Origin of the sequence: Oceanobacillus saliphilus (genome assembly GCF_023522835.1) — a bacterium.
Taxonomy (GTDB): domain Bacteria; phylum Bacillota; class Bacilli; order Bacillales; family Amphibacillaceae; genus Oceanobacillus; species Oceanobacillus saliphilus.
The window spans coordinates 76796-99854 of sequence record NZ_JALCZU010000008.1; the positions used below are offsets into that span (position 1 = coordinate 76796).

Here is a 23059-nt window from a genome sequence, read left to right on the forward strand (position 1 = left end):
CTTTATTCAATACACCACATTGGAAAGCAGTTATTTCAAAGAATTGCTAAAAAAAGAAAAGTAAATGGCGCCTAAATCCAATCATGAAAGAAATTAGGCGCCTAAAAAGACAGTATTCTCTGTTGTTACGTGTAAATTCAAGTAAAAACATCCGTTGACTTATGAATTAAATCTAGCTTACTGAACGATCAAAGTAGATACCATATCGTTATGGCCTTGTCCACAAGGAATGTTGCAATAGATGGTATATTCACCCGGTTCTTCTGGTGTAAATACGACCTCGCCATCACCTTCGATACTTACATCTAAATCATCAATGCCGATTCCATGCATACCTTCCACGTTTACAAGACTTAGCTTTACTTCCTCACCAGCATTTACCGTATATTCTGCTTGGTCAAATTCAAAGTTGGATGCATTAATTTCAATTTCATTGTTAGAAGCAGTTTCTTCTGAAGAACTGGAACTTTCTGTTTCCTCTGTGGAATTATCTACTCCAGCATCCGTACCACTATCATCTCCACCACAGGCTGCAAGTACTAGAATCAGACTTAGAAATAATGCTACTAGTAAACTTTTTTTCAATATATTCTCCTCCTATGTGACACTTTTATTGATAGCTGTATAACTACTCAAATAGTAATCATTAAATGTCAATGAATTATGCAGAAAACGTGGCAATTTTGGTAAAGTTATATGGAAATCACGGACATGACGCTAAATGTTAACTCTTTCTTGATAAATTCTTGAAAGTTTTTATATAAAGTTAAATTGTAAATTAAAACTTATGCCATCTAATAAAAGGAGGATTATAGTGAAAAAGAAATTGATCTCACTAGGTATCGTTATTGTTTTGGCTTTGGGTATAGGTAACGTAGTAAATGCTCATGGCGGGTCAGAGAGTGGATGGAGTTTTCAGGAAATGATTCCTTTCATGAAAGAGATGCACCCAGATATGGATGAACAGCAATTAAAACAGATGTACAAGGATTGTCATGGTTCAAGTGATGAAAAGGTGCCGATGGGTACGAACATATAAATAGGGTGTCGTTAGACTAATCCCCCATAACTAGTCTAATTATTTAAAAACAGAACTATCTTGAATGATAGTTCTGTTTTAATTTAAGTTTTTGTTGGTTTTCGCCGATTCGGCTCAAGCACATCGAAGCCGCATTATTACATGCATTCTAATTCTCGAACTCTCTGCGTATCAAGTCGTTATTTTCCATAATTCACATTTTCCAGTAATAAGGTATTTGAGAATATCATAGGAGTTAGAGATAAGTTACACTACCACCTTAAAACGAATTTCGTCCCTACTACAGGTGGAAAGGAAGTAACAAATCACAATGACTTTATAATTCAAAAAGAAGGTGGTTAAATGCACTTTATATACGGATATAATACAATTTGGCCTATAATCTGTATGGCAATAGTCTGGTTTATTTTAATCGTTATAGGCGTTCTTCTGGTCAGAAATTTTATCAAAGGGGGGTCTTAAGTCCAAAAATGTTTTAAAAGAGAAATTGGAAAATGCTCAAATAGAGAGAGGAACTTGAACGCTCCAAATAAGTTCAAAAAAGGATTATATGTAAGGTATAAATTAAATCTGCACAATAAATGGATAATTATTTAATAAACTTATAGTGGGTAAAAGTCTTGTTCAAACAAATGTTGGTTAGAATCTAGTAAATGATTGAAGGATAGTGAGTTGAACGCTATGTTTGATATAGTTAATGAAATCAGCGGTACACTAAGTTTGCAACTTCAGGAATTAGCATACGGCTATCAACATCTTCCGATAGTATTTGCTCTCTTTCTGGGATTAATCGGGGCGGTTGCACCATGCCAACTAACCAGTAATATAAGTGCAATAACCATTTATGGTAATCGGTCTTTAGTGGACAAGGTGCCATGGCTGCATGTATATATGTTTATTTTAGGGAAGCTTGTTGTTTTTTCAATCATTGGAATCGTAATATGGCTGCTAGGAAGAGATATATACAGTACCCTAACGGAGATGTTTCCAATCCTAAGAAAAGCTATCGGCCCATTGTTAATCCTCACTGGTTTATTTATGATGGGGGCATTTCGTTGGGGGAAAACATGGAAGTTATTTGAACTACCCTTCCATAAATTAAAAGACAGTTATACAGGTAGTTTTTTGATGGGGGTCAGCTTTACAGTGGCTTTCTGCCCAACCATGTTTATGTTGTTTATCGCGACCTTGATGCCGATTGTATTGGAGACGCCGAATGGTTTTATTCTGCCATCTGTATTTGGGATAGGAACATCACTTCCTTTGCTAATCGTCATCTTTTTGATTTGGTATTTTGGTGCGAGTGGGATTGTTATAAAGAAAAGTAGAAAAATAGGTGCATGGACTCAAAGAGTCGCTGGTGCTTTCCTCCTTCTGATTGGTATACTGGATACATTAACCTTTTGGTAGAAAAGGAGTCAGTAATGTTTAATAAACTTTCCTTAAAAATTGGGCTACTGTTTTTTATTTTCATTTTAATCATAGAAACCTTACTTTATTTCATTTTGTATACGAATCTGGCTGATGAACGGATTAAAGAAGTAATGGATAACCTGTTAGCACGGGGAAATACACATAGGGACGTATTGGAGGAGCATTTTGACCAAATCACATTAGAACACGTAGCTATCATGGAGTCTGAATCAGATTTTGCTGTAGTTATTACGGATGCATCAGGTTTTGTAATTGTTCATTCCGATCCAATTGACGAAGAAATGCTAGCTGTTATTCAACATACAGACACCGACCAAGTACCCGTAGGGGGGAAGGTAATAGAAGAACGCTGGATGGAGAAAAAATATATTGCAACGGACAGTCCGATTATGTTAAACGAAGAGCATCAAGGACATGTTTTTATGTTCGCTAAGACCGACAATATAAAAAGAATTGTAGATCACCTAAGCGATCAATTTATAATCAGTGGATTGGTAACAATCGTTTTAACAATTATTACCATTTTTATCCTCTCTAGACTCATAACAAAACCAATAATTGAAATGACGGAAGCAACGGAACAGTTAAGTAAGGGGAGGAACAAGGTGGAACTACAAACAGCTCGACGCGACGAGCTGGGGGAATTGGCAAATTCAATTACAACATTATCGAACGACCTGGAACACATGAAAAATGAAAGAAATGAATTTTTGGCCAGCATCTCTCATGAACTTCGAACCCCCTTAACCTACATAAAAGGGTATGCTGATATCCTTAGTCGAGATGATATAACGGAAGAAGAGAAAAACGAGTATATCGAAATCATTCGAGAAGAAACAGAACAATTAGCGACATTAATTAAAAGATTATTTGAACTGGCAAAGGTGGACCAGAATATGTTCACCATAGATAAGCAGAAGGTAAGATTTGAAAAACTTATTCATGCGATTACCGAACGTATCCGACCTGCTATTGAAGAAAAAAACATTGTCTTTTCAGTCTCCTGTCCAAATCATGTACTCGCAAATGTCGATCCGGCAAGTATGCAACAAGTGTTATTGAATGTTTTGGACAATGCAAAAAAACATACCCCAAGTGGAAAAAGGATTTCGATAGAAGTATCTGAAAATAAACAAAGTATAATCACCGACATTTCAGATGAGGGAGAAGGTATTCCTGAAGAAGACCTTCCTTATATATTTGAACGTTTATACCGTGTGGAAAAATCAAGATCAAGAATAAGCGGTGGAACTGGATTAGGATTAGCTATCGCGAAGGAAATTGTGGAATCCCATGGTGGTAGCATAGAAGCAAAAAGTCAAATAGGAGTCGGCTCCAGTTTTGTAATCACACTGCCAAGAGGTGAGGACATTGAATAAAGTCTTATTAGTAGACGATGAAAAAAGGATGTTAGACTTATTAGCATTGTATTTAAGACCGCATAATTACGTATGTACGAAAGCGTTGGGGGCAAAAGAAGCTTTATCCTATTTAGAAGAGGAGGTATTTGACATGATACTCCTCGATGTTATGATGCCAGAAATGAATGGATGGGAACTATGTAAGAAAATTAGGAGTTTTACAGATGTTCCAATTATCATGGTTACGGCACGTGAACAGAAGGAAGATATCGTAAAAGGGCTAAAGCTCGGCGCAGATGATTACATTACGAAACCTATCAATGAAGAGGAATTACTAGCTAGAATGGAAGCGTTATTACGTAGAATTAAACCTTCCAGACAGATTAGTGTAAATGGCCTGTTATGGGATGAGGAACGGTTTGAGCTATCTTATCATAAGAAATCTATAAAATTGACACCAAAAGAATTTGCTTTGATTGGATATTTATTGAAAAATCCCAATCGTGTTTTCTCAAGAGATCAACTCATTGATTTAATCTGGGGTCATGAATCTGAAACAGAAGGAAGAACCGTAGACTCACATGTCAGAAACTTAAGAGATAAAATTCGTAAGACTGGTTTTCCAATCGATGAATATTTTAGTACGGTGTGGGGCATTGGGTATAAGTGGATTCATAAATAATCCTCCTCAATTGAAAAAAGTTGCACAGCGAGAATCTACCCCGCTTGAGCAACTTTTTTTAAAAAGGGATATTTTAAGCAATTTTTTTACATGCTTCTGCACACTTAAAACATGCTTCCGCACATTTCTGGCAATGTTCATGATGATCATGCTTTTTACACTCGTTTCCACATGCTTCGCAAATTTCAGCACATACCGCAGCCAACTGAGAAGTGAATGGAGTATTTCTCGCTAGTGCCTGTTCTAAATAAGAGCAGATATCTGCACACTCTCTGTCCAGTCGGATACATTCAACCATCATTTTTACATCGTCCTCTTTGAGACACGAATCATAACAATGATTACAAGCTTCCATACATTCGTGGAGTGCCTCGATTAGTTCTTGATGTTGCTCATGTGACATCTTTATACCCTCCTATTGTATTCCTTATTCTACAATTATATTTCCCAAGATAGATTGAATTAAACCGAAACAAAATAAACTGCACTAAAACTGCACAAATTTTTAATAAATTTATTAACATTTTTCATACTGTAGGGGGGTATAGTATGTTATGGTTGAAGTAAGAAATAAAGTATTTAACTTAAAGGAGTGAAAGACGATGAGTAAGCAAAAATCAAATCACCATTCACACCACCATCATAGTGAACATGAAAAGCATGATAAACATCATCAGAGCCACCGTGATGGCAAGAAGGAGCAACATCAACATCATGAACACAGTAACCATGAGGACCATAAAAATCATAACGAAAAGGAACCTAGTCATCATCAACACGGTGGCCATGGAGGAGGTCATGCTGGTCACCATGAACATATGATTGAAGATTTTAAAAAACGTTTCTGGATATCTTTAATATTAGCGATACCAATAACGTATCTATCACCAATGATCCATATGCTATTCAACTATGAAGTGACCTTTCCAGGTAACATGGTATTATTATTTCTACTTTCAACAATTGTCTTCTTTTATGGAGGTAAACCGTTTTTAGTTGGAGCTTGGGATGAAATAAAAGCAAAAACACCTGGAATGATGCTATTAATCTCACTGGCGATTGTAACAGCCTACGTCTATAGCACCCTAACAGCCTTCTTTATTGAAGGAAGTGACTTTTACTTTGAGGTCGCTACGTTAATCGTTATTATGCTGTTAGGTCACTGGGTAGAAATGAGATCGGTGCTGGGTGCTTCCAAAGCACTGGAAGAATTAATCAAACTGATGCCAAAAGAAGCACATAAAATGGATGCGTCTGGAAACATTGTCGATGTATCCGTTGAAGAATTACATCCCGGTGATGAGATTCTTGTAAAATCAGGTGAAAAAATACCGCTTGATGGAGAGATTTTTGAAGGAGAATCTACCGTCGACGAGTCCATGTTAACGGGTGAATCTGTTCCGATTGAAAAAAGACCTGGAATGGAAGCAATCGGTGGAGCCGTCAATGGAGAGGGCGTACTAAAAATTAGGGTAAATAAAACGGGGAATGATACGTATTTAGCTCAGGTTATCCAATTAGTAAGCGATGCAGAAAGTACAAAATCAAGAGCACAAGGATTTGCAGATACAGCAGCGAAATGGTTGTTCTATGTAGCTGTATTTGCAGGAATTATTACGCTTCTATACTGGGCAACAACAGGTGATTTTGAATTTGCGTTAGAACGAATGGTTACTGTTCTGATCATTGCTTGTCCACACGCACTTGGTTTGGCGATGCCTCTGGTTACTTCAAGATCGACATCGATTGCTGCGAAAAAAGGATTATTAATTCGTAACCGTATCCCGTTTGAAAGTGCTTGGAAAGTAGACCAAATTGTATTTGATAAAACCGGAACGTTAACAGAAGGAAATTTTGGTGTGACAGACGTTCATCCAAGTGAAGGAATTCGTGAAGAGGAATTATTGAGGTTAGCTTATTCCGTTGAAACCCAGTCTGATCACCCAATAGCTAAAGGGATTGTGAAAGAGGGGGAAGAGCGTAATTTAGAGCTATACGATGTTACAAATTACAAAAACTTAACTGGTAAAGGATTAACTGCTGAAGTGAACGGCTTTGAAATTGCTACCATTAGTCCGGGAGCAATGAGAGGAAAACATATCGAATTTGATGAAGAAACATATGACAAATTAGCCCAACAAGGGAAGACAGTTATTTTTATATTAAAAGATAATGAATTACAGGGGATGATTGCATTAGCGGATATTATTCGCAAATCCTCTTATGACGTTATTAAAGAATTGAATGACCGTGGCATTGAGACGGTTATGATGACGGGAGATAATACTCGTGTAGCAAATTATGTCGGCGAAAAGCTTGGTATATCTAAGGTGATTGCAGAGGTTTTGCCACATGAGAAGGCCAGTAATGTGAAGAAGTTAAAAGAAAATAATCGTAAGGTTGCTATGATTGGTGACGGAATCAATGATGCACCCGCTCTAGCCGAAGCAGATTTGGGTATTGCTATTGGTGCTGGTACAGATGTAGCCATCGAGACTGCTGATGTTGTTTTAGTCAATAGCAACCCGGTTGATATCTTAAATATTGTGAAGCTATCCAAGGAGAGCTACAGAAAAATGGTACAAAACCTGGGTTGGGCAACAGGCTATAACATATTAGCCATTCCATTAGCAGCGGGTGTATTATACAATTTCGGTATTCTTATCACACCAGCCATTGGAGCAGCTGTCATGTCATTAAGTACGATTATTGTTGCAATAAATGCTCAATTACTGAAGATTGATTGACTAAAAAGAAGTATGGGCAAGGCAGAACATGCTTTGCCCCAATTAAGTTGCTAAAGTACCGAAGGAGGGTATATTCTACAAATCGAAAAGGTTAGACCTCCCGTTTAAGCTAATGCAATAAAATATAATAAAGATAGACCTTATTTTTATTGATTTTATACTGTTTCCCTTGACAATAATACAGTAGGGGGGTATAGTATATTTACAATAAGAAAAGGAAGTGATTATGTTGGATAAATTCTTACGTGATCAGCCAGTAAATCCAAGAACAGATACGGAAAAAACAGCGATAACAAATAGATTAAAGAGAATTGAAGGGCAAGTTCGTGGAGTTCAAAAAATGGTTGAAGAGGATCGCTATTGTGTAGATATATTGGTACAAATTAGTGCAATAAGTGCAGCGCTGAAAAAAGTTGGTTATGAAGTAACCGAGAGACATATAAAGCACTGTGTAAGTGATGCAGTAAAATCTGGTCAAGGTGAACCAGCTATTGATGAATTAATGGATGTTTTAAAGCAAATTTCTAAATAGGGAGGGACCTACGATGCGTGAAACAAATCATGCCACATTAGGCATTACAGGAATGACCTGTGCTTCATGCTCCAGTCGTGTTGAGAAAACATTAAATAAGATGGACGGCGTAAAAGCACAAGTTAATTTAACTACTGAAAAAGCAACGATTGATTATGATTCAGAAATAGTTTCCATAGACGATATTTCGCAAAAAATTGAAAATATCGGTTATGGCGTGGTCATAGAAAAAGCCGATCTTGATGTTTTTGGAATGACTTGTGCTGCATGTTCAACCCGAATTGAAAAGATATTAAATAAGCAAGATGGGGTTAAATTGGCAACAGTCAACCTTGCAACAGAAAGTGCATCCGTAGAATACAACCCCGGATTAATTGATATCGATGCAATGATAGACAAAATTAAAAACATGGGTTACGATGCCAAGCCAAAAGTAGAAAATGAAGAAAAGCAAACACATAAAGAAAAAGAATTAAAAAACATGAAGACGAAAATAATCGTTTCAGCTGTATTAACTGCACCATTATTAGTAACGATGCTAGTCCATCTGTTTAATATGTCGATACCGCATCTATTTATGAATCCCTGGTTCCAATTTGCATTAGCGACACCGGTGCAATTTATTATCGGTTGGCAATTCTATACTGGTGCATATAAGAGTCTGAAGAATGGTGGAGCAAACATGGACGTCCTTGTTGCATTAGGTACGAGTGCTGCGTATTTCTATAGTTTATACGAGGCAATGATGACAATTGGAAATCCTACATATGTACCCCACTTATATTTTGAAACAAGTGCCGTAATTATTACGTTGATTCTTTTTGGTAAGTATTTAGAAGTAAGAGCAAAAAGCCGGACGACGAGTGCACTATCTTCTTTACTTAATTTACAAGCGAAAGAAGCACGTGTTCTAAGAAATGGCGAAGAAACAATGATACCAGTTGATGAAGTTGCCGTTGGAGATCGTTTAGTTGTAAAACCAGGGGAAAAAATACCTGTGGATGGTGTGGTTGTAAAAGGAAGAACCTCTATTGATGAGTCCATGATTACTGGGGAATCGATACCGATTGAAAAAGATGTTGACGCAACGGTTATAGGTTCAACAATCAATAAAAATGGTGTCATCGAAATGGAAGCGACGAAGGTTGGTAAAGACACAGCCCTTGCTTCAATTGTCAAAGTAGTTGAGGAAGCGCAAGGATCAAAAGCACCGATTCAGCGATTGGCAGATCTCATTTCCAGTTATTTCGTACCGATTGTTGTAGGTGTTGCGATTTTGACATTTATCGTGTGGTTTGCCTTTGTTCAACCAGGGCAAATGGAACCTGCTATGCTTGCATCTGTTGCTGTACTTGTAATTGCATGTCCGTGTGCCTTGGGTCTCGCGACACCAACATCGATTATGGTTGGTACTGGTAAAGCTGCTGAAACTGGGATTCTTTTCAAAGGTGGCGAACATCTTGAGCGTACCCATGAATTAAACACGATTATCCTAGATAAGACAGGTACGATTACAAAAGGTAAACCAGAAGTTACAAACTTTACAGGTGATGAAGAAACATTAAAGCTACTCGCAAGTGCAGAAAAAGGATCGGAACATCCACTCGCAGAAGCTATTGTTGCCTATGCAACAGAACAAGATATTGATTTAGTCGAAGTAGATGATTTCAGTGCCATACCGGGACATGGTATTGAAGCGAAGATTTCCGGAAAAAGTATTCTCGTCGGTAATCGAAAACTCATGCAAGATCATCAGATTGAAACTGGTGGCAGAGAGCAGGAATTAATCGATTATGAAGTGGATGGAAAAACGGCGATGTTAATAGCAATTGATGGAGCGTATAAAGGGATTGTTGCCGTTGCGGATACAATTAAAGATACAGCTCCACAAGCAATCCAAGAGTTAAAAGACCAGGGCATTGATGTAATCATGCTGACAGGTGACAACGAACGAACTGCACAAGCAATTGCCAAACAGGTTGGCATCGAACAAGTAATTGCACAAGTTTTACCGGAAGAAAAAGCAGATAAAGTGAAAGAAATTCAAGCTAGAGGCAAAAAAGTCGGTATGGTTGGAGATGGAGTAAATGATGCCCCTGCTTTAGCCGTCGCTGATATTGGAATTGCCATTGGTACTGGAACAGAAGTAGCGATTGAAGCAGCTGACGTCACGATTCTTGGGGGAGAACTATTACTTATTCCAAAAGCAATCAGAATAAGCCGTGCGACTATTAGAAATATCCGCCAAAACCTATTTTGGGCTTTTGGTTATAATACAGCTGGAATCCCCATTGCGGCAATTGGACTGCTTGCACCATGGATTGCTGGGGCGGCAATGGCGTTGAGCTCTGTAAGTGTCGTTTCAAACTCCCTTCGTTTAAAGAGGGTTAAGATATAATACCAGATTCACTACAAGTATCGGTATGTGAAAAAATTCCCTGGGATTACTAGAAAATCCTTGAAAATAACTAAAGTGATCACAGTTTATGATGTATCATTAACTGATATCGTAGAAAATGACTGTTTATTGGTACGTCAGCGAAAATGGATTTGTATCTAATCTTGTTCGTTTGACTGAACATTTTGATGAAATAATTAAGTTTTGAATTTATTAAAAAGGTTTACTTGGAGGGAGGTGAGAAAATATGAAAACCGAAACTCTAGATGTTAAAGGTATGACTTGTGGCCACTGCAAAATGTCAGTAGAAGGCGCACTGAATGGTTTAGAAGGAGTAACTGCAGTGGAAGTTGATTTGAATTCTGGCCAGGTAGAGGTTTCTTATGATGAAGCTAAAGTTTCATTAGAAAATATGAAAGAAGCTGTTGAAGATCAGGGTTATGATATAGCATAACAATAAAATATAAGCTGGTTTCCTAAATCGGATACCAGCTTTTTAAAAAATAAATATTAGCGTTGAATATATTTAAGCTTCGTTGTTTTCCACCAACTGCATCGTTGTGATACAAGTATTGTTATTTTCAAACGTAGAAAACGCTGACTCTGCTATTTTACCTTCTTGGGTAATAGTTACTTGGTAAGTTTCATCACGAGAAACCCATAGGTCAATAAATCCATTTGCTTGTGTTTTCATGGTTTGATCAATTACCACGTTGCCTTCCGAGTCTTCTATATATACATCAAATTCTTCATCCACCATCTCACCTTGGCAGCCAGTTAAGCTATGAATATCACAAGGGTGTGTTTGATGAATGAATGGAGCGATAGAAACAAAGAATTCATCTTCAGGTAATTCATAAGAAAATTGTTTCTCCTCACTATTGGTAACAATAAGTTCATGAGAGGAAATCGAGGCTGTTTCATTTTCTATATTACCTACACTGTAATCTTGAACTAAATCCTTTATATCTTGAGTTTCACTTGCTTGTGGAGTACTACCATCATCATTTCCCAAGAATGTAAGGACTACTATTCCTAATATGACAATTCCTACTATTGAATAGATCGTTCTTTTGTTCATAAATAATTCTCCTCATTTGTTTTATTATAAGTGCTTGAAGTTAGACTGAATTTGTATAAAACGGATAGCAGCGTTACACATTCTATTATACAAATGCTTTCTTATATAAAAGAAGTTCAACACCAACAATATTATTTTCAATTATGTTGAATTATTTCTTTCTCATATAAATTTATCTAGAATTAATCGAGAACCTATGTAGAAATTATGTCTAACTTGTGAAAATTGTTTATCATTTTTAAAATAATAACTCTCTATGAATGAATTAAATCCTCTTTCATATAATGAAGAATGAGGACAAGTTTGAAAAGGGGAATATAAAATGACAGTTGCTTTAAATGTAACTTTAGCGGTCATATTCATAGTAATGTTCTTCATTATATGGGAAACGGTTCGTTATAGGAGAAAGATTTCGAACATGGCAGGAATGATGATTTCTATGGCACTTGGAATGATTAGTGGATTAACAATTGGTGTAATACTTGGCGTTTTACTTTTAGGAGATTTGTTTTATTCTACTATATTAGCAATGTTAATTGGAATTATTGCAGGGTTCTTCGCAGGTTTGCCCATTGGTTTGATGCCAGTGATAGATGGAACATTAGCGGGTCTAATGGGTGGTATGATGGGGGCAATGCTGGGAGAGATGATCGCTCCTCCGCACCAGGATACCATTATAAGAATTATGTTTTTACTGTTTATTGGTACAGTTATAATTTTGTATCGAATGATGCAAGATGAATTTATAAAAAGTAAGGCAGTAGTCAATCATCCCGTCGTCATGATTGTATTATTTGTCCTTTTTAGTGTTGGACATAATCAGTTGGGTCCACTGATACTATTTTCAAATCTACCAAATAACAATAATCACCATCACAGTATGAATACAATTCATTTAGTTATACAGGCTGATGAACATTCCTTTAATCAACAAAATAACTAACCTAGACTTATATGGCCATCAATTATTCAGGAGAATAGGCTTAAAAGGAGTCCAACTAAGGTGAGCTGGGCTTATATTCTGCAAATATTATTATTTGATTGATTTATCAAGTGTATCTAAATTGTAGTTTATCGGTGAACTGTAATTCGGGTTACATCCAATGTCTTCTTTAATGTTTTCTTCGGTTAGAAGCAGTTTGCCAATTAAACCATTCTTTCCATTCACTTTAAATAAAAAGAAGAGCCATCAATTATTTCAACATCTTTTCTTGCTTTCACTTCTTCCATTAATTTAAAAAGCGCCTCATCTTTTTTCTTCGCTTCAATCATACAATCAATTTGTGGAACACTTCCCTTTATTCCTTGAAGGAATTTAAAAAACATATCGATGTCTACATAATCGGAATGATGGCGAAATGCTTGATCACTCTTTGGACTTGATATATGCATTTTTATGGGAAGCGGAGAATGCTTCCATGTCTGCACCACTCTATCCCAATTGCCTTCCCAATTTGCATCGCGGTGAAAGGCGAGATGATGGTGGAAATCGAAAACTAAAGGTATATTTAGTTTTTCACATAAGTAAAGTGTGTCTTCTAAAGTGAAAGAAGTATCATCGTTTTCAAGCATGATCATTTTTTGAATACCTTTTGGGACGTCCATCCAATTTTCTACAAAACGTTCTAGTGAAAGTTCAGTTTCTTTATAATTACCGCCAACATGCATGACACAGCGATGCGTTGGGTCGATGCCCATCGCCTTTAATAATAAGTAATGCAGCTTTAACGTACGTACGGAATTTTTCAAGATGTGCTTCTCTTTGGAATTAATCAGTACAAAATGATCCGGATGAAAATCAATTCTGATTTTATGTTTTTTTGCGAAATCTCCAATTTCAAGAAGGGCTTCTCTCAAAGGCTTTATATAATTCCAATCAAGAAGTTCCTCGTGATTTGCTAAAGGAATAAGATGAGAGGTTAACCGATAAAAATGAATCTCAGATGCTGCACTATGTTTTAACAGTCTCAATGTATTATGTAAATTCGAAAGGGCGATACGTTCTAATTTACGAATCGCAGCTTCTCGGTCAGCAATTTTCGTGAATTGGGCAAACGTCATTTTTTGTGACGGGGATGCATTTTGTAGTTCCATACTCATTGCGACATAACCAAGACGTACCATCGTCATTTATTTCCACCTCATTGGTTTTATTTTTACGTTCGTCGGGCTTACCATTCCACCGACGAACTCGAAATACGTTTGACTCCCCGAATGGCAGCTATTTCCTCAATAAGTCTGTGCATAGCCAGGTTCTTCTGTTTTGCCTCTATCATAATGTCAAAGTCTTGATTAAGCGCTTTTGCCATCGTTAAGAAGGGGAGGATAAAGTCTAGAGAAACAAAGTCTGCGTGGGAACGAAAGGCTTGATCAGATTTTGGTGAAGAGATATGGACTTTCGGTACCATATGAAAGTTATGCCAAGTCTCAAATATACGGGGTAAGTAAAGAGCGAGGTCATTCTCTGCGCTATTCGCCATATGATGATGGTAATCGAGTACCATTGGAATGCTTTCCTTTTCACACGTAATGAGCGTTTCTCGAATATCATACGTTTTATCATCATTTTCCAGTGTCATACGCTTACTTATTTCGTTTGGCAAATGTTTAAGGTTTTGATGAAAACGATTTAAAGACTTATTTTTATCTCCATACGCTCCGCCAATATGAATATTAATTAGTCCTGTATGATGAGCACCCATTGCCTGGAGCATATTAAAATGATATTCCATATCTTTTACAGCATTCATGGTTACTTCTTCTCTTTCGCTTGTGAAAAGTGTAAATTGATTTGGATGAAAGCTTACTCTAAGCTTAAATTGTTGAATCAGATTTCCGATTTCCTTCCATTCATTTTTAAATGGCGTTAAAAAATCCCACATCACTTCTGGGTGGGTTGCCAAAGGGACAAGTGAGCTTGAAAATCGATATAATTCTATTTCATGTGCGATATTGTAATGTAGAATTCTTTTAGTGTGATGTAGATTTTGTGCTGTTACCATTTTTAATTTTTCCAATCTCTCGGCTTTAGGAAGTAGGGAATAACGCGTAAAAGTTAGCGTTTTTGATGGACTTGCATCCCATAAGCTTAATGCATTGGCTACATAGCCGAATCGGATCTTCATTTACTTTCCCCACCCCTTGCGTTGAATGTAACTATTTTATAGTAGGTTCTTATCCGAGCATTTTTAAAAATTTATAGGGAAGCGTTGGATAGAATAGTTTATTTTCTGCAGGAATCCAATGAAGTATACAGAAAATGGGTATAGATAAATGATATGAAAGCATTCACATGTTCATCTTAAGGGTGCAGCATGTAATAGCTGCACTGTTATCCATACCTGCCTTATCAGTAGTTTACTGCTAGTGAATGGATAAATAAAGGCTTACGTTAGCTACCTTTAGAGTTTTTACAAGACCTGTTGGTTATAATTATAATAGGGAATATCTTCTTCAGTAACAGTATTCGTTGCGGGAGTTAGAAAATAATGTTTTAATAAAACCTAAAAAAGTAAGGGGATTTGAATGAGTAAAAATCAATATAACGAAAAGGAATCGAAGGAACTTCTCAAGAATAGAATTGAAGCTGCATCCAAAAGAAGAAAAGCAGAATTAGTCATTAAAAACGGTAAAATTATAGATGTATTTAATCAAAGTTTAATTGAGGCAGACGTTGCGATACAGGATGGTGTCATCGTAGGTATTGGAGAGTATGAGGGTGAACAAGTCATTGATGCAAATGGTAAGTATATTTCACCTTCCTTTATTGATAGTCATGTACATATTGAATCTTCCATGGTTACTCCAAAAGAATTTGCTAAGGTAGTTTTGCCACATGGCGTTACAACCATCATCGCTGATCCACATGAAATCGCGAATGTAGCGGGAACGGAAGGAATTCAATATATGTTGGACAGCACGGAAAACCTGCCGCTAAATGTTTATGTGATGGTACCTTCATGTGTGCCGTCTACACCTTTTGAGCATGCTGGAGCAACATTGAAAGCAGAAGATTTAACGCCGTTTTATGACCATCCAAGAGTTTTAGGTCTAGGGGAGGTTATGGATTTTCCTTCTGTTTATCATGCGGAGGAAGGTATGTTAAATAAACTATATGATGCCAAAGCAAGAGGGGTTAAAATAGATGGTCATGCTGCTGGCTTAGATCAGGATGCGATTAATGTATATACAACAGCGGGTATCAAAACAGATCATGAGGCTATATCCATTCATGAAGCCAAGGACCGCCTGCAACGCGGGATGTATCTTATCATTAGACAAGGATCAGTAGCTAAAGACTTACCGCAATTGATTGATGTCGTGACGGATAAAAATGCTCGCCGTTGTTTATTTGGAACAGATGATAAACATATTGATGATTTACTCTATGAAGGAAGTATAGACCATAATGTGAAATTAGCAATTCAACATGGAGTCGATCCAATTAACGCTATTCAAATGGCTTCATTTAGTGCTGCCGAATGTTATGGACTACATAACAAGGGGGCAATTGCTCCAGGGTACGATGCAGATTTTCTCATATTGGCAGATTTAAATCAGGTTGAAATAGAGGAAGTATATGCAGGGGGGAAACTGGTAGCGCAAAACGGAAAATACCTGAATAAAGAGCGTTATGAAGTACATCCAAGTAATTCATTACTGAGTAGTATAAAAACGGGTGATATTACGTTAGAACAGCTCCAAATCAAATGGAAGGACAGTAACGCTGCTCATGTTATTGAAATTATCCCCAATAGTTTAGTAACGAAACACCTAGTGGAAGATGTTGAAGTTATCAATGAGTACTTTCAGCCTTCTATCGAGCGAGACCAACTGAAGCTCGCTGTTATAGAAAGGCATCACGAGACAGGACATATCGGTTTAGGAATTGTAAAGGGGTTAGGCATTCAAAAAGGGGCACTTGCAACTACGATTGCTCACGATTCGCATAATATTATTACAGCTAGTACGAATGACAAGGATATGCTTTTTGCAATAGAAGCAATCAAAGAGATGGGGGGAGGGTTAGTAATTGTCGAAAATGAAAAAGTAATAGCTTCTTTAGCCTTGCCTATTGCGGGTCTACTGTCTAATGAACCAGTAGAAAAGATATATCATGAATTAATGGAATTAAAAAAAGGATTAGATTATGTAGAGGCTTCGAAGGAATTCAACCCTTTTCTTACCCTGTCGTTCTTGGCATTACCTGTTATTCCTGACCTAAAATTAACCGATATGGGATTATTTGATGTTAAACAATTTAAGCATATTTCAGTACAAGCTTAAGGTGATTGAAGAGCCTACTTCTATTTAGAAGTAGGCCCAACTAACTACAAGAGGGTGAGTAATAATCTGAAATAGAACGTTGTAGTAGTGTATATCTTTATATCTATTTCTATAAATGTAATGCAACTACGTAACCCATAAAATAGTAATTAATTGACTCAAATTGTTCATAAAATTCATCAGATTTTAAATCATTCCATGCTATACTATCCATACATATAGTTCCATCCATTGAAAAAAATAAAGTGAATTGAACGTGATGTAAGTCTATATTTTTACGTGTTATTGTGAAGTGATGAACATGTATTGATTTGAAGTGTTTCACCATTCGTTGCCGGGACAGAGATGAAGTGGAAGTTATTGATGATTGGAAACGGAATGACTAGAGTTAGGTGTATAGAGGAAATTTTAAAAAGCGACCGTGAAAAATTTGAAATAACGATCATTAGTGAAAGCTTATCCCAATTAGAATAGAATGAGGTCCAACCCTTGCTAAAAAGTTAAAGCAAGAGTTAGAAGAACGCTATGATGATCAGATGGTGGAATTCGTAAATACGTATGAGCGAAGGAGAAATATGACATGATGGAAACGATAACTGCATTTAGTCATACAGCAGTTTTTAAAGTAAACCAATTAAAGAGCAGTAAACGTAAATATTTTATGATGACGATGCTAGCTGGTCTTTTCGTCGGACTTGGAGTTATTCTAATTTATACAATTGGTGGCCAGCTTGAAGCTTTTAATTTTGCAGGAACTAAAATTGTTATGGGTATTTCTTTTGGGATTGCTTTAAGTTTAGTCATCATGGCTGGAGGAGATCTTTTCACAGGGAATAACATGATAATGACAATTGGTTTCTTGATGAAAAAAACAACGGTCTTAGATGCAGGACGCATTTGGCTTCACAGCTATTTTGGCAATTTTGCCGGTTCGATTCTCGTTGCAGCACTTTTCTTTTATTCAGGCTTGGCATCGGGGGATACTGCTAGTTACATCACTTCAGCAGCGAGTGTTAAGATGAATACACCATTTATGGAATTGTTCGTCCGTGGGATACTCTGTAATATTCTCGTATGTTTGGCAGTATGGTGCTCAGTTAAGCTGAAGGATGAAACAGCGAAATTAATCATGATATTCTGGTGTATATTTGCTTTTATTACATCTGGTTTTGAACATAGTGTTGCGAATATGACTTTGCTATCCCTGTCCTTAATGATCCCGCATCCGGAAACCGTTTCAATTGCAGGCCTGTTTGCAAATTTAATACCAGTATCACTTGGTAATATAATTGGTGGAGCTATCTTCATTGGAGCTGCATATTGGTATGGTATAACGGATAAAAGGTCTGAGGTACAGCATATGATCAGACAGAAGCTTAAAAAGGAAGCTTAAAGAAGAAGTTTTAAGCAGATTATTAGTCATACCTTAAAATCATATATTGATTATTCACGGATTAAACGCACATACTTTATTTTTCCGGAATAATCGTAACGGAAAACAGCATCGTGCTTGGTTATGGAAATAACCAGCTGTTTTCAGTAAAGGTTATCAGATAATATATCTTGGTAACCTTTTTAAATTTAAACGAATTTTTCCTCCTCTGACTTCTAACCAAAAGATGTGGGGAATGTCGAGATAGGTTGAAGTTTGGAGGGTTCTATTAAATGAGAAAGGCTATCCATTGAAAATATCATCCCCTCCTTGTTATAGTTTTTATAAGGATGAATTTGTCTTTGGTCCTTTTAGCAGAGTTTTCCGCAGAAAATCTGAATGACTAAGAGATTAACAAATACGTACTAGGAGGGTCATTGATGAAAGCAATCACTGTAAAACAACCAGGTGGGGCGGAACAATTACAAGTTGGAGAGCATGCTAAACCAATTCCAAAAGACGGAGAATTATTAATTAAAGTAAAGGCTGCTGCTATTAATCGCACAGATATTGTTAATAGGGAAAGCAGTTCGGGATATTTGAACAATCCCATTTGGGGTATCGAAGTTGCTGGAATTGTTGAAGAAGCGGGCACAGGTACAAAAATAGCGGTCGGCACGCACGTGATGGGACTAGTCAATGGAGGTGGATATGCGGAATATGTCGTGATGCCGGCTGAAAGAGCGATGGTGATTCCGGAAAACCTTTCATTTGAAGAAGCTGCCGCTATTCCTGAAGTATTTTTGACTGCTTATCAAACTTTATTTTGGATAGGTCAATTACGTGCAAATGAATCCGTGCTGATTCATGCTGGCGGAAGTGGTGTCGGAACGGCGGCGATTCAGCTTTCCAAACAAATCGGACAAGCGAATGTGATTACAACAGCCGGTTCCAAAGAGAAGTTAGATTTTTGCCGGTCACTAGGGGCGGATGTTTGTATCAACTATAAAGAACAGCGCTTTGATGAGGAAGTATTGAAAGCGACGAATAATCAAGGGGTTGATTTGATTCTTGATTTTATCGGTGCATCTTATTGGAGCAAAAACCTTTCCAGTATAAAGGTAGATGGACGCTGGGTACTAATCGGGATATTAGGTGGTGCAGAAATAGAAAAATTCAATCTAATGGATTTAATGTTCAAGCGGGTCCAGCTGACAGGTACGCTACTCACACCAAGAAGTGATCGATACAAGGCAGCACTAACAACTGAATTTGCCTCAAAAACGATGGAGCTTTTTAGCAACAACGAGCTTCGTCCAGTCGTTGACCATGTATTTGATTTTGATCAAATACAACAGGCACATGAACATATGGAGAACAACAAAAACATCGGGAAGATTATCTTACATGTAAATTAATCCAGCTAAAGCACATCGGTATGATTACCGGTGTGTTTTCCTTAGTCTAGATTACTTTGCCAACATCCTATTTGTATGACCTATTTTTTTTACAAAAACAGTTGACATTTTACCCCGTGGGGTATATTATAGGTCATGTAGTTGATATTCACGAGCGGAAATTAGAACAGATCGTGAAAGGCATCAAGTAATAGTCGTTAAATAAAAACGACTATTTTATTACTCAAAATTATACCCATGCCGGTAATGGTATGATGTTAGTGCGGCATACATGAATACTTAAGGAGGTAACGAAATGATCCAAGCTAATATGCAATTAGATGCAAAAGGCTTAGCATGTCCAATGCCAATCGTGAAGACGAAAAAAGCAATTACGGACCTTGAAGAAGGTCAAGTATTAGAAGTTCAAGCAACAGACAAGGGATCCAAGGCAGATTTAGCTGCTTGGGCAAGTTCTGTAGGTAATCAGTATTTAGGAACAGTGGAAGATGGCGATGTGCTTTATCATTACATTCGCAAAGGTTCCAATGAGCCAGAAGTTGAGCAATCATTCGAACATACTGTTTCACTTGATGGAATTGAATCACGTGACGGTTTGATTTTAGATGTTCGTGAAGCGGCAGAATATGCATTTGGTCATATTGACGGTGCAAAATCCATTCCATTGGGAGAACTGGATTCAAGACTCTTGGAATTGGATAAAGAACAAGAAGTGTATGTGATTTGCCGTACAGGGAAACGTTCTGACTTGGCTGCACAGCTTCTAGCTAACAATGGTTTTACAAAAGTTTATAACGTTCTACCAGGTATGAATGCGTGGAACGGTAACATAAAAAAAGATATTTAGGAGGAATTTATAATGTCAAAAAAAGTAGCTATTATCGCGGCGAACGGTGGTATGTTTGATGCGTACAAAGTATTTAATATTGCAACAGCAGCAGCAGCTTCCGATAAAGAGGTACAAATCTTCTTCACATTTGAAGGACTAAACTTGATTCACAAGCAAGCAATGCATGGATTAGAGATGCCAGCAGGAAAAGAACATTTCGCTGAAGGATTTGAAAAAGCAAACGTTCCTGCCATTCCGCAATTAGTTGAGATGGCGCAAGAACTAGGCGTTACATTTATTGCTTGTCAAATGACAATGGATGTGATGGGTCTAACAAAAGAAGACTTTATCGATGGTATCGAAGTTGGTGGAGCTGTAACGTTCCTAGAATATGCGAAAGATGCAGCGCCAACATTAACGTTCTAAATTGACTACAAAATTTCATGCAGTGGAGAATTTCTCCACTGCAAAAAAATCGATAAAAATATACCTGAGGGGGTAATTACAGATGGCTGTAAAAAAATGGACAGCAGCACAAGTGGCTAGAAAAGTAATGGATCATGAAGAATTATTTATTTTAGACGTGCGTAATACGGATGCATTTGAAGATTGGAAAATTGATGGACATCAATTTGAGTATTTAAATATCCCTTACTTTGAATTGCTCGATGGTGTAGAAGAAATTCTGCCGAAACTTCCAATTGACAAAGAAGTTTTAGTTGTATGTGCTAAAGAAGGTTCTTCTGTCATGGTAGCTGAAATGCTATCTGAAGCTGGTCGTGAAGTAGCATACCTTGAAGGGGGAATGAAGTCTTGGAGCAGCTATCTCGAACCAGTAAAAGTTACTGATTTAGAAAATGGCGGCGAGCTTTACCAATTTGTTCGCCTTGGCAAAGGTTGCCTATCTTATATGGTAATCTCTGAAGGTGAAGCTGCGATAATTGACGCAGTACGTTTCACGGATGTATTCACAAACTTTGCAAAAGAAAAAGGGGTAGAAATCAAGTATATATTTGATACACACTTGCACGCAGACCATATTTCAGGCGGACGCATGATAGCAGATGCAACAGGTGGCACGTACTATCTACCACCGAAAGATGCGCAAGAGGTAGTGTTTGATTATACAGCCCTAACCGATGGATTAAACGTGAAAATAGGTGCATCTCAATTGGATGTGAATGCACTATACTCACCTGGTCATACAATTGGTTCTACTTCATTTATCATTGACAATCAGTTCTTAGTAACAGGTGATATTCTATTTATTGACTCCATTGGGCGTCCAGACTTGGCAGGACTTGCTGAGGACTGGGTAGGGGATCTGCGTGAAACGTTATATTCCCGTTATCGTGACATTAAAGAAGATTTAGTAGTACTACCTGCACACTTTATGATGATTGATGAATTAAATGAAGATGGCACAGTTGCAAAACGTCTAGGTGATTTATTCAAAGATAATCATGGATTAAACATAGAAGACGAAGCTGAATTTCGTCGTACAGTTACAGAGAACTTACCACCACAACCGAATGCATATGAACAAATTCGTCAAGTAAACATGGGGAAAATAACTCCTGACAATGACGAACAAACAGAAATGGAAATTGGCCCAAATCGCTGTGCTATTCGATAAGACATTTTGCTTAGAAAGTCTTGGTTGATAAACTATCGACCTGTTGAAGTTTCAATAAATCTAATCCCATTCAATGAAAAAATTTAAAGATGGAGGTATTCCAATGAAGATTAAAAAAACATTAGATGCAAAGGGATTGGCATGTCCAATGCCAATCGTAAAGACCAAAAGAGCGATCGATGAAATAAACACCGGTGAAGTATTAGAAGTACTTGTAACAGATAAAGGTGCGGAAAATGATATTCCAGCATGGGCCAAATCAGGTGGACACACAGTAATCGAACAAAAAACAGAAGAAGATGTACTTTACTTCTATATTCAAAAAGTATAAGAACAATCAAATAGCTTAGTAGTAGCATTTTTTTAAGAAGGCTAAAAGTAAACTAAATGAATGTATGTTAGGAAACAGATCCATCAGAAAGAAGGACGAAAAAATGGATGTAACATTTTTTATTGTCATATTTGCAATTGGATTTATCGGTTCCTTCTTATCCGGAATGTTAGGTGTCGGAGGATCCATCATCAAATATCCAATGTTACTCTATATTCCACCACTATTCGGTCTTGTAGCATTTACAGCTCACGAAGTTTCCGGTATTAGTGCAGTTCAAGTATTTTTCGCATCGCTTGCTGGAGTATGGGCATATCGAAAGGGCGGTTACCTTAACAAACAACTCATTATTTATATGGGTGGAGCAATTTTAATTGGTAGCTTAATAGGTAGTTATGGATCGAGTTCCCTATCAGAACTAGCGGTTAATGTCGTCTATGGGATTCTTGCTTTAATAGCTGCGATTATGATGTTTATGCCGAAAAAACAAGTAGACGCTATGCCATTAAATGAAGTGACATTTAATAAGCCCCTAGCAGCAATACTAGCGTTCATAGTTGGTATTGGATCAGGAATTGTTGGTGCAGCTGGGGGATTCCTGCTCGTACCAATCATGTTAACGGTTCTTTATATTCCAACACGTATGACGATTGCAACGAGTTTAGCAGTCACGTTTATTTCTTCCATCGGAGGGAGTGTTGGTAAACTTGCAACTGGTCAAGTAGATTACTGGGCAGCATTCATTATGATTATAGCAAGCATACTGGCAGCACCGCTTGGAGCTAAAGCTGGTAAGAAGATGAACACACGAATCCTACAAATTATTTTAGCAATGATGATAGCGGGTACTGCAGTCAAAATTTGGTTTGACATTCTAATGTAATAGACGATTGGTATACGTTTAACGAAGGCA

At 37.3% G+C, this 23059-nt stretch carries 22 protein-coding genes; 17 read left to right on the forward strand and 5 right to left on the reverse strand.

What is annotated here, in order from left to right:
* Window positions 1-177 precede the first annotated feature (177 nt).
* A complete protein-coding gene (locus tag MN204_RS13755; protein ID WP_249871655.1) occupies window positions 178-585 on the reverse strand; it encodes a cupredoxin domain-containing protein in 408 nt (135 codons plus the stop codon).
* 229 nt (window positions 586-814) lie between these two features.
* On the opposite strand from MN204_RS13755, the gene MN204_RS13760 reads away from it, so the two are divergent.
* The 4 genes from MN204_RS13760 (at window position 815) to MN204_RS13775 (ending at window position 4516) form a co-directional block, all read left to right on the forward strand.
* Complete coding sequence (locus tag MN204_RS13760) at window positions 815-1039, forward strand: CUE domain-containing protein (RefSeq protein ID WP_249871656.1); 225 nt, start codon at window positions 815-817, stop codon at window positions 1037-1039.
* Between the two features lie 681 nt (window positions 1040-1720).
* Window positions 1721-2449, forward strand: coding sequence for a cytochrome c biogenesis CcdA family protein (locus MN204_RS13765; protein ID WP_249871657.1), 729 nt, complete (start codon window positions 1721-1723; stop codon window positions 2447-2449).
* 14 nt (window positions 2450-2463) lie between these two features.
* Window positions 2464-3852, forward strand: coding sequence for a sensor histidine kinase (locus tag MN204_RS13770; protein ID WP_249871658.1), 1389 nt, complete (start codon window positions 2464-2466; stop codon window positions 3850-3852).
* The gene (locus tag MN204_RS13775; protein WP_249871659.1) at window positions 3845-4516 is read left to right on the forward strand and encodes a response regulator transcription factor; all 672 of its coding nucleotides are present in this window, start codon (window positions 3845-3847) and stop codon (window positions 4514-4516) included. Before MN204_RS13770 ends, MN204_RS13775 begins: the two co-directional genes overlap by 8 nt.
* Window positions 4517-4589: 73 nt before the next feature.
* Here the strand turns inward: MN204_RS13775 and MN204_RS13780 are convergent, their stop codons facing one another.
* The gene (locus MN204_RS13780) at window positions 4590-4919 is read right to left on the reverse strand and encodes a four-helix bundle copper-binding protein (RefSeq protein ID WP_249871660.1); all 330 of its coding nucleotides are present in this window, start codon (window positions 4917-4919) and stop codon (window positions 4590-4592) included.
* Window positions 4920-5118: 199 nt separating this feature from the next.
* Here MN204_RS13780 and MN204_RS13785 point away from each other — a divergent pair, with 199 nt between their 5' ends.
* The 4 genes from MN204_RS13785 to copZ all read left to right on the forward strand — a co-directional run bounded on the left by MN204_RS13785 (window position 5119) and on the right by copZ (window position 10647).
* Window positions 5119-7263 (forward strand): copper-translocating P-type ATPase, encoded by a 2145-nt coding sequence (locus MN204_RS13785; RefSeq protein WP_249871661.1) that lies wholly within the window; start codon window positions 5119-5121, stop codon window positions 7261-7263.
* 226 nt (window positions 7264-7489) lie between these two features.
* Window positions 7490-7795, forward strand: a complete 306-nt coding sequence (locus tag MN204_RS13790) for a metal-sensing transcriptional repressor (protein WP_249871662.1) — start codon at window positions 7490-7492, stop codon at window positions 7793-7795.
* Window positions 7796-7808: 13 nt separating this feature from the next.
* A complete protein-coding gene (locus tag MN204_RS13795; protein WP_249871663.1) occupies window positions 7809-10193 on the forward strand; it encodes a heavy metal translocating P-type ATPase in 2385 nt (794 codons plus the stop codon).
* A 247-nt stretch (window positions 10194-10440) separates the two neighbouring features.
* On the forward strand, window positions 10441-10647 hold the full coding sequence (gene copZ, locus MN204_RS13800) for a copper chaperone CopZ (protein WP_249871664.1): 207 nt from the start codon (window positions 10441-10443) through the stop codon (window positions 10645-10647).
* 72 nt (window positions 10648-10719) lie between these two features.
* Here the strand turns inward: copZ and MN204_RS13805 are convergent, their stop codons facing one another.
* Window positions 10720-11274 (reverse strand): CueP family metal-binding protein, encoded by a 555-nt coding sequence (locus MN204_RS13805; RefSeq protein ID WP_249871665.1) that lies wholly within the window; start codon window positions 11272-11274, stop codon window positions 10720-10722.
* Between the two features lie 322 nt (window positions 11275-11596).
* On the opposite strand from MN204_RS13805, the gene MN204_RS13810 reads away from it, so the two are divergent.
* Entirely contained in the window at window positions 11597-12217 is a 621-nt protein-coding gene (locus MN204_RS13810; protein ID WP_249871666.1) for a hypothetical protein, read from the forward strand.
* Window positions 12218-12438: 221 nt separating this feature from the next.
* On the opposite strand, the gene uvsE (MN204_RS13815) is transcribed toward MN204_RS13810, so the two are convergent.
* Window positions 12439-13404 (reverse strand): UV DNA damage repair endonuclease UvsE, encoded by a 966-nt coding sequence (uvsE, locus tag MN204_RS13815; protein ID WP_249871667.1) that lies wholly within the window; start codon window positions 13402-13404, stop codon window positions 12439-12441.
* Between the two features lie 41 nt (window positions 13405-13445).
* Window positions 13446-14399: a UV DNA damage repair endonuclease UvsE gene (uvsE, locus tag MN204_RS13820; RefSeq protein WP_249871668.1), complete on the reverse strand. Its 954-nt coding sequence runs from the start codon at window positions 14397-14399 to the stop codon at window positions 13446-13448.
* A 400-nt stretch (window positions 14400-14799) separates the two neighbouring features.
* Between uvsE (MN204_RS13820) and ade the strand changes: the two genes are divergently transcribed.
* From ade to MN204_RS13860, 8 genes are all read left to right on the forward strand, one after another.
* A complete protein-coding gene (gene ade, locus MN204_RS13825) occupies window positions 14800-16560 on the forward strand; it encodes an adenine deaminase (RefSeq protein WP_249871669.1) in 1761 nt (586 codons plus the stop codon).
* A 580-nt stretch (window positions 16561-17140) separates the two neighbouring features.
* On the forward strand, window positions 17141-17953 hold the full coding sequence (locus tag MN204_RS13830; protein ID WP_249871670.1) for a formate/nitrite transporter family protein: 813 nt from the start codon (window positions 17141-17143) through the stop codon (window positions 17951-17953).
* Between the two features lie 419 nt (window positions 17954-18372).
* Complete coding sequence (locus MN204_RS13835; protein WP_249871671.1) at window positions 18373-19350, forward strand: NAD(P)H-quinone oxidoreductase; 978 nt, start codon at window positions 18373-18375, stop codon at window positions 19348-19350.
* Between the two features lie 295 nt (window positions 19351-19645).
* Window positions 19646-20197: a sulfurtransferase TusA family protein gene (locus MN204_RS13840; RefSeq protein ID WP_249871672.1), complete on the forward strand. Its 552-nt coding sequence runs from the start codon at window positions 19646-19648 to the stop codon at window positions 20195-20197.
* Between the two features lie 12 nt (window positions 20198-20209).
* On the forward strand, window positions 20210-20605 hold the full coding sequence (locus MN204_RS13845) for a DsrE/DsrF/DrsH-like family protein (protein ID WP_249871673.1): 396 nt from the start codon (window positions 20210-20212) through the stop codon (window positions 20603-20605).
* Window positions 20606-20687: 82 nt separating this feature from the next.
* The gene (locus tag MN204_RS13850; RefSeq protein ID WP_249871674.1) at window positions 20688-21815 is read left to right on the forward strand and encodes an MBL fold metallo-hydrolase; all 1128 of its coding nucleotides are present in this window, start codon (window positions 20688-20690) and stop codon (window positions 21813-21815) included.
* A 103-nt stretch (window positions 21816-21918) separates the two neighbouring features.
* Window positions 21919-22146 carry a sulfurtransferase TusA family protein gene (locus MN204_RS13855; protein WP_249871675.1) on the forward strand — a complete coding sequence of 76 codons (228 nt, stop codon included), beginning with the start codon at window positions 21919-21921 and terminating at the stop codon, window positions 22144-22146.
* A 103-nt stretch (window positions 22147-22249) separates the two neighbouring features.
* A complete protein-coding gene (locus MN204_RS13860; protein WP_249871676.1) occupies window positions 22250-23029 on the forward strand; it encodes a sulfite exporter TauE/SafE family protein in 780 nt (259 codons plus the stop codon).
* The last annotated feature ends 30 nt before the right edge of the window (window positions 23030-23059 follow it).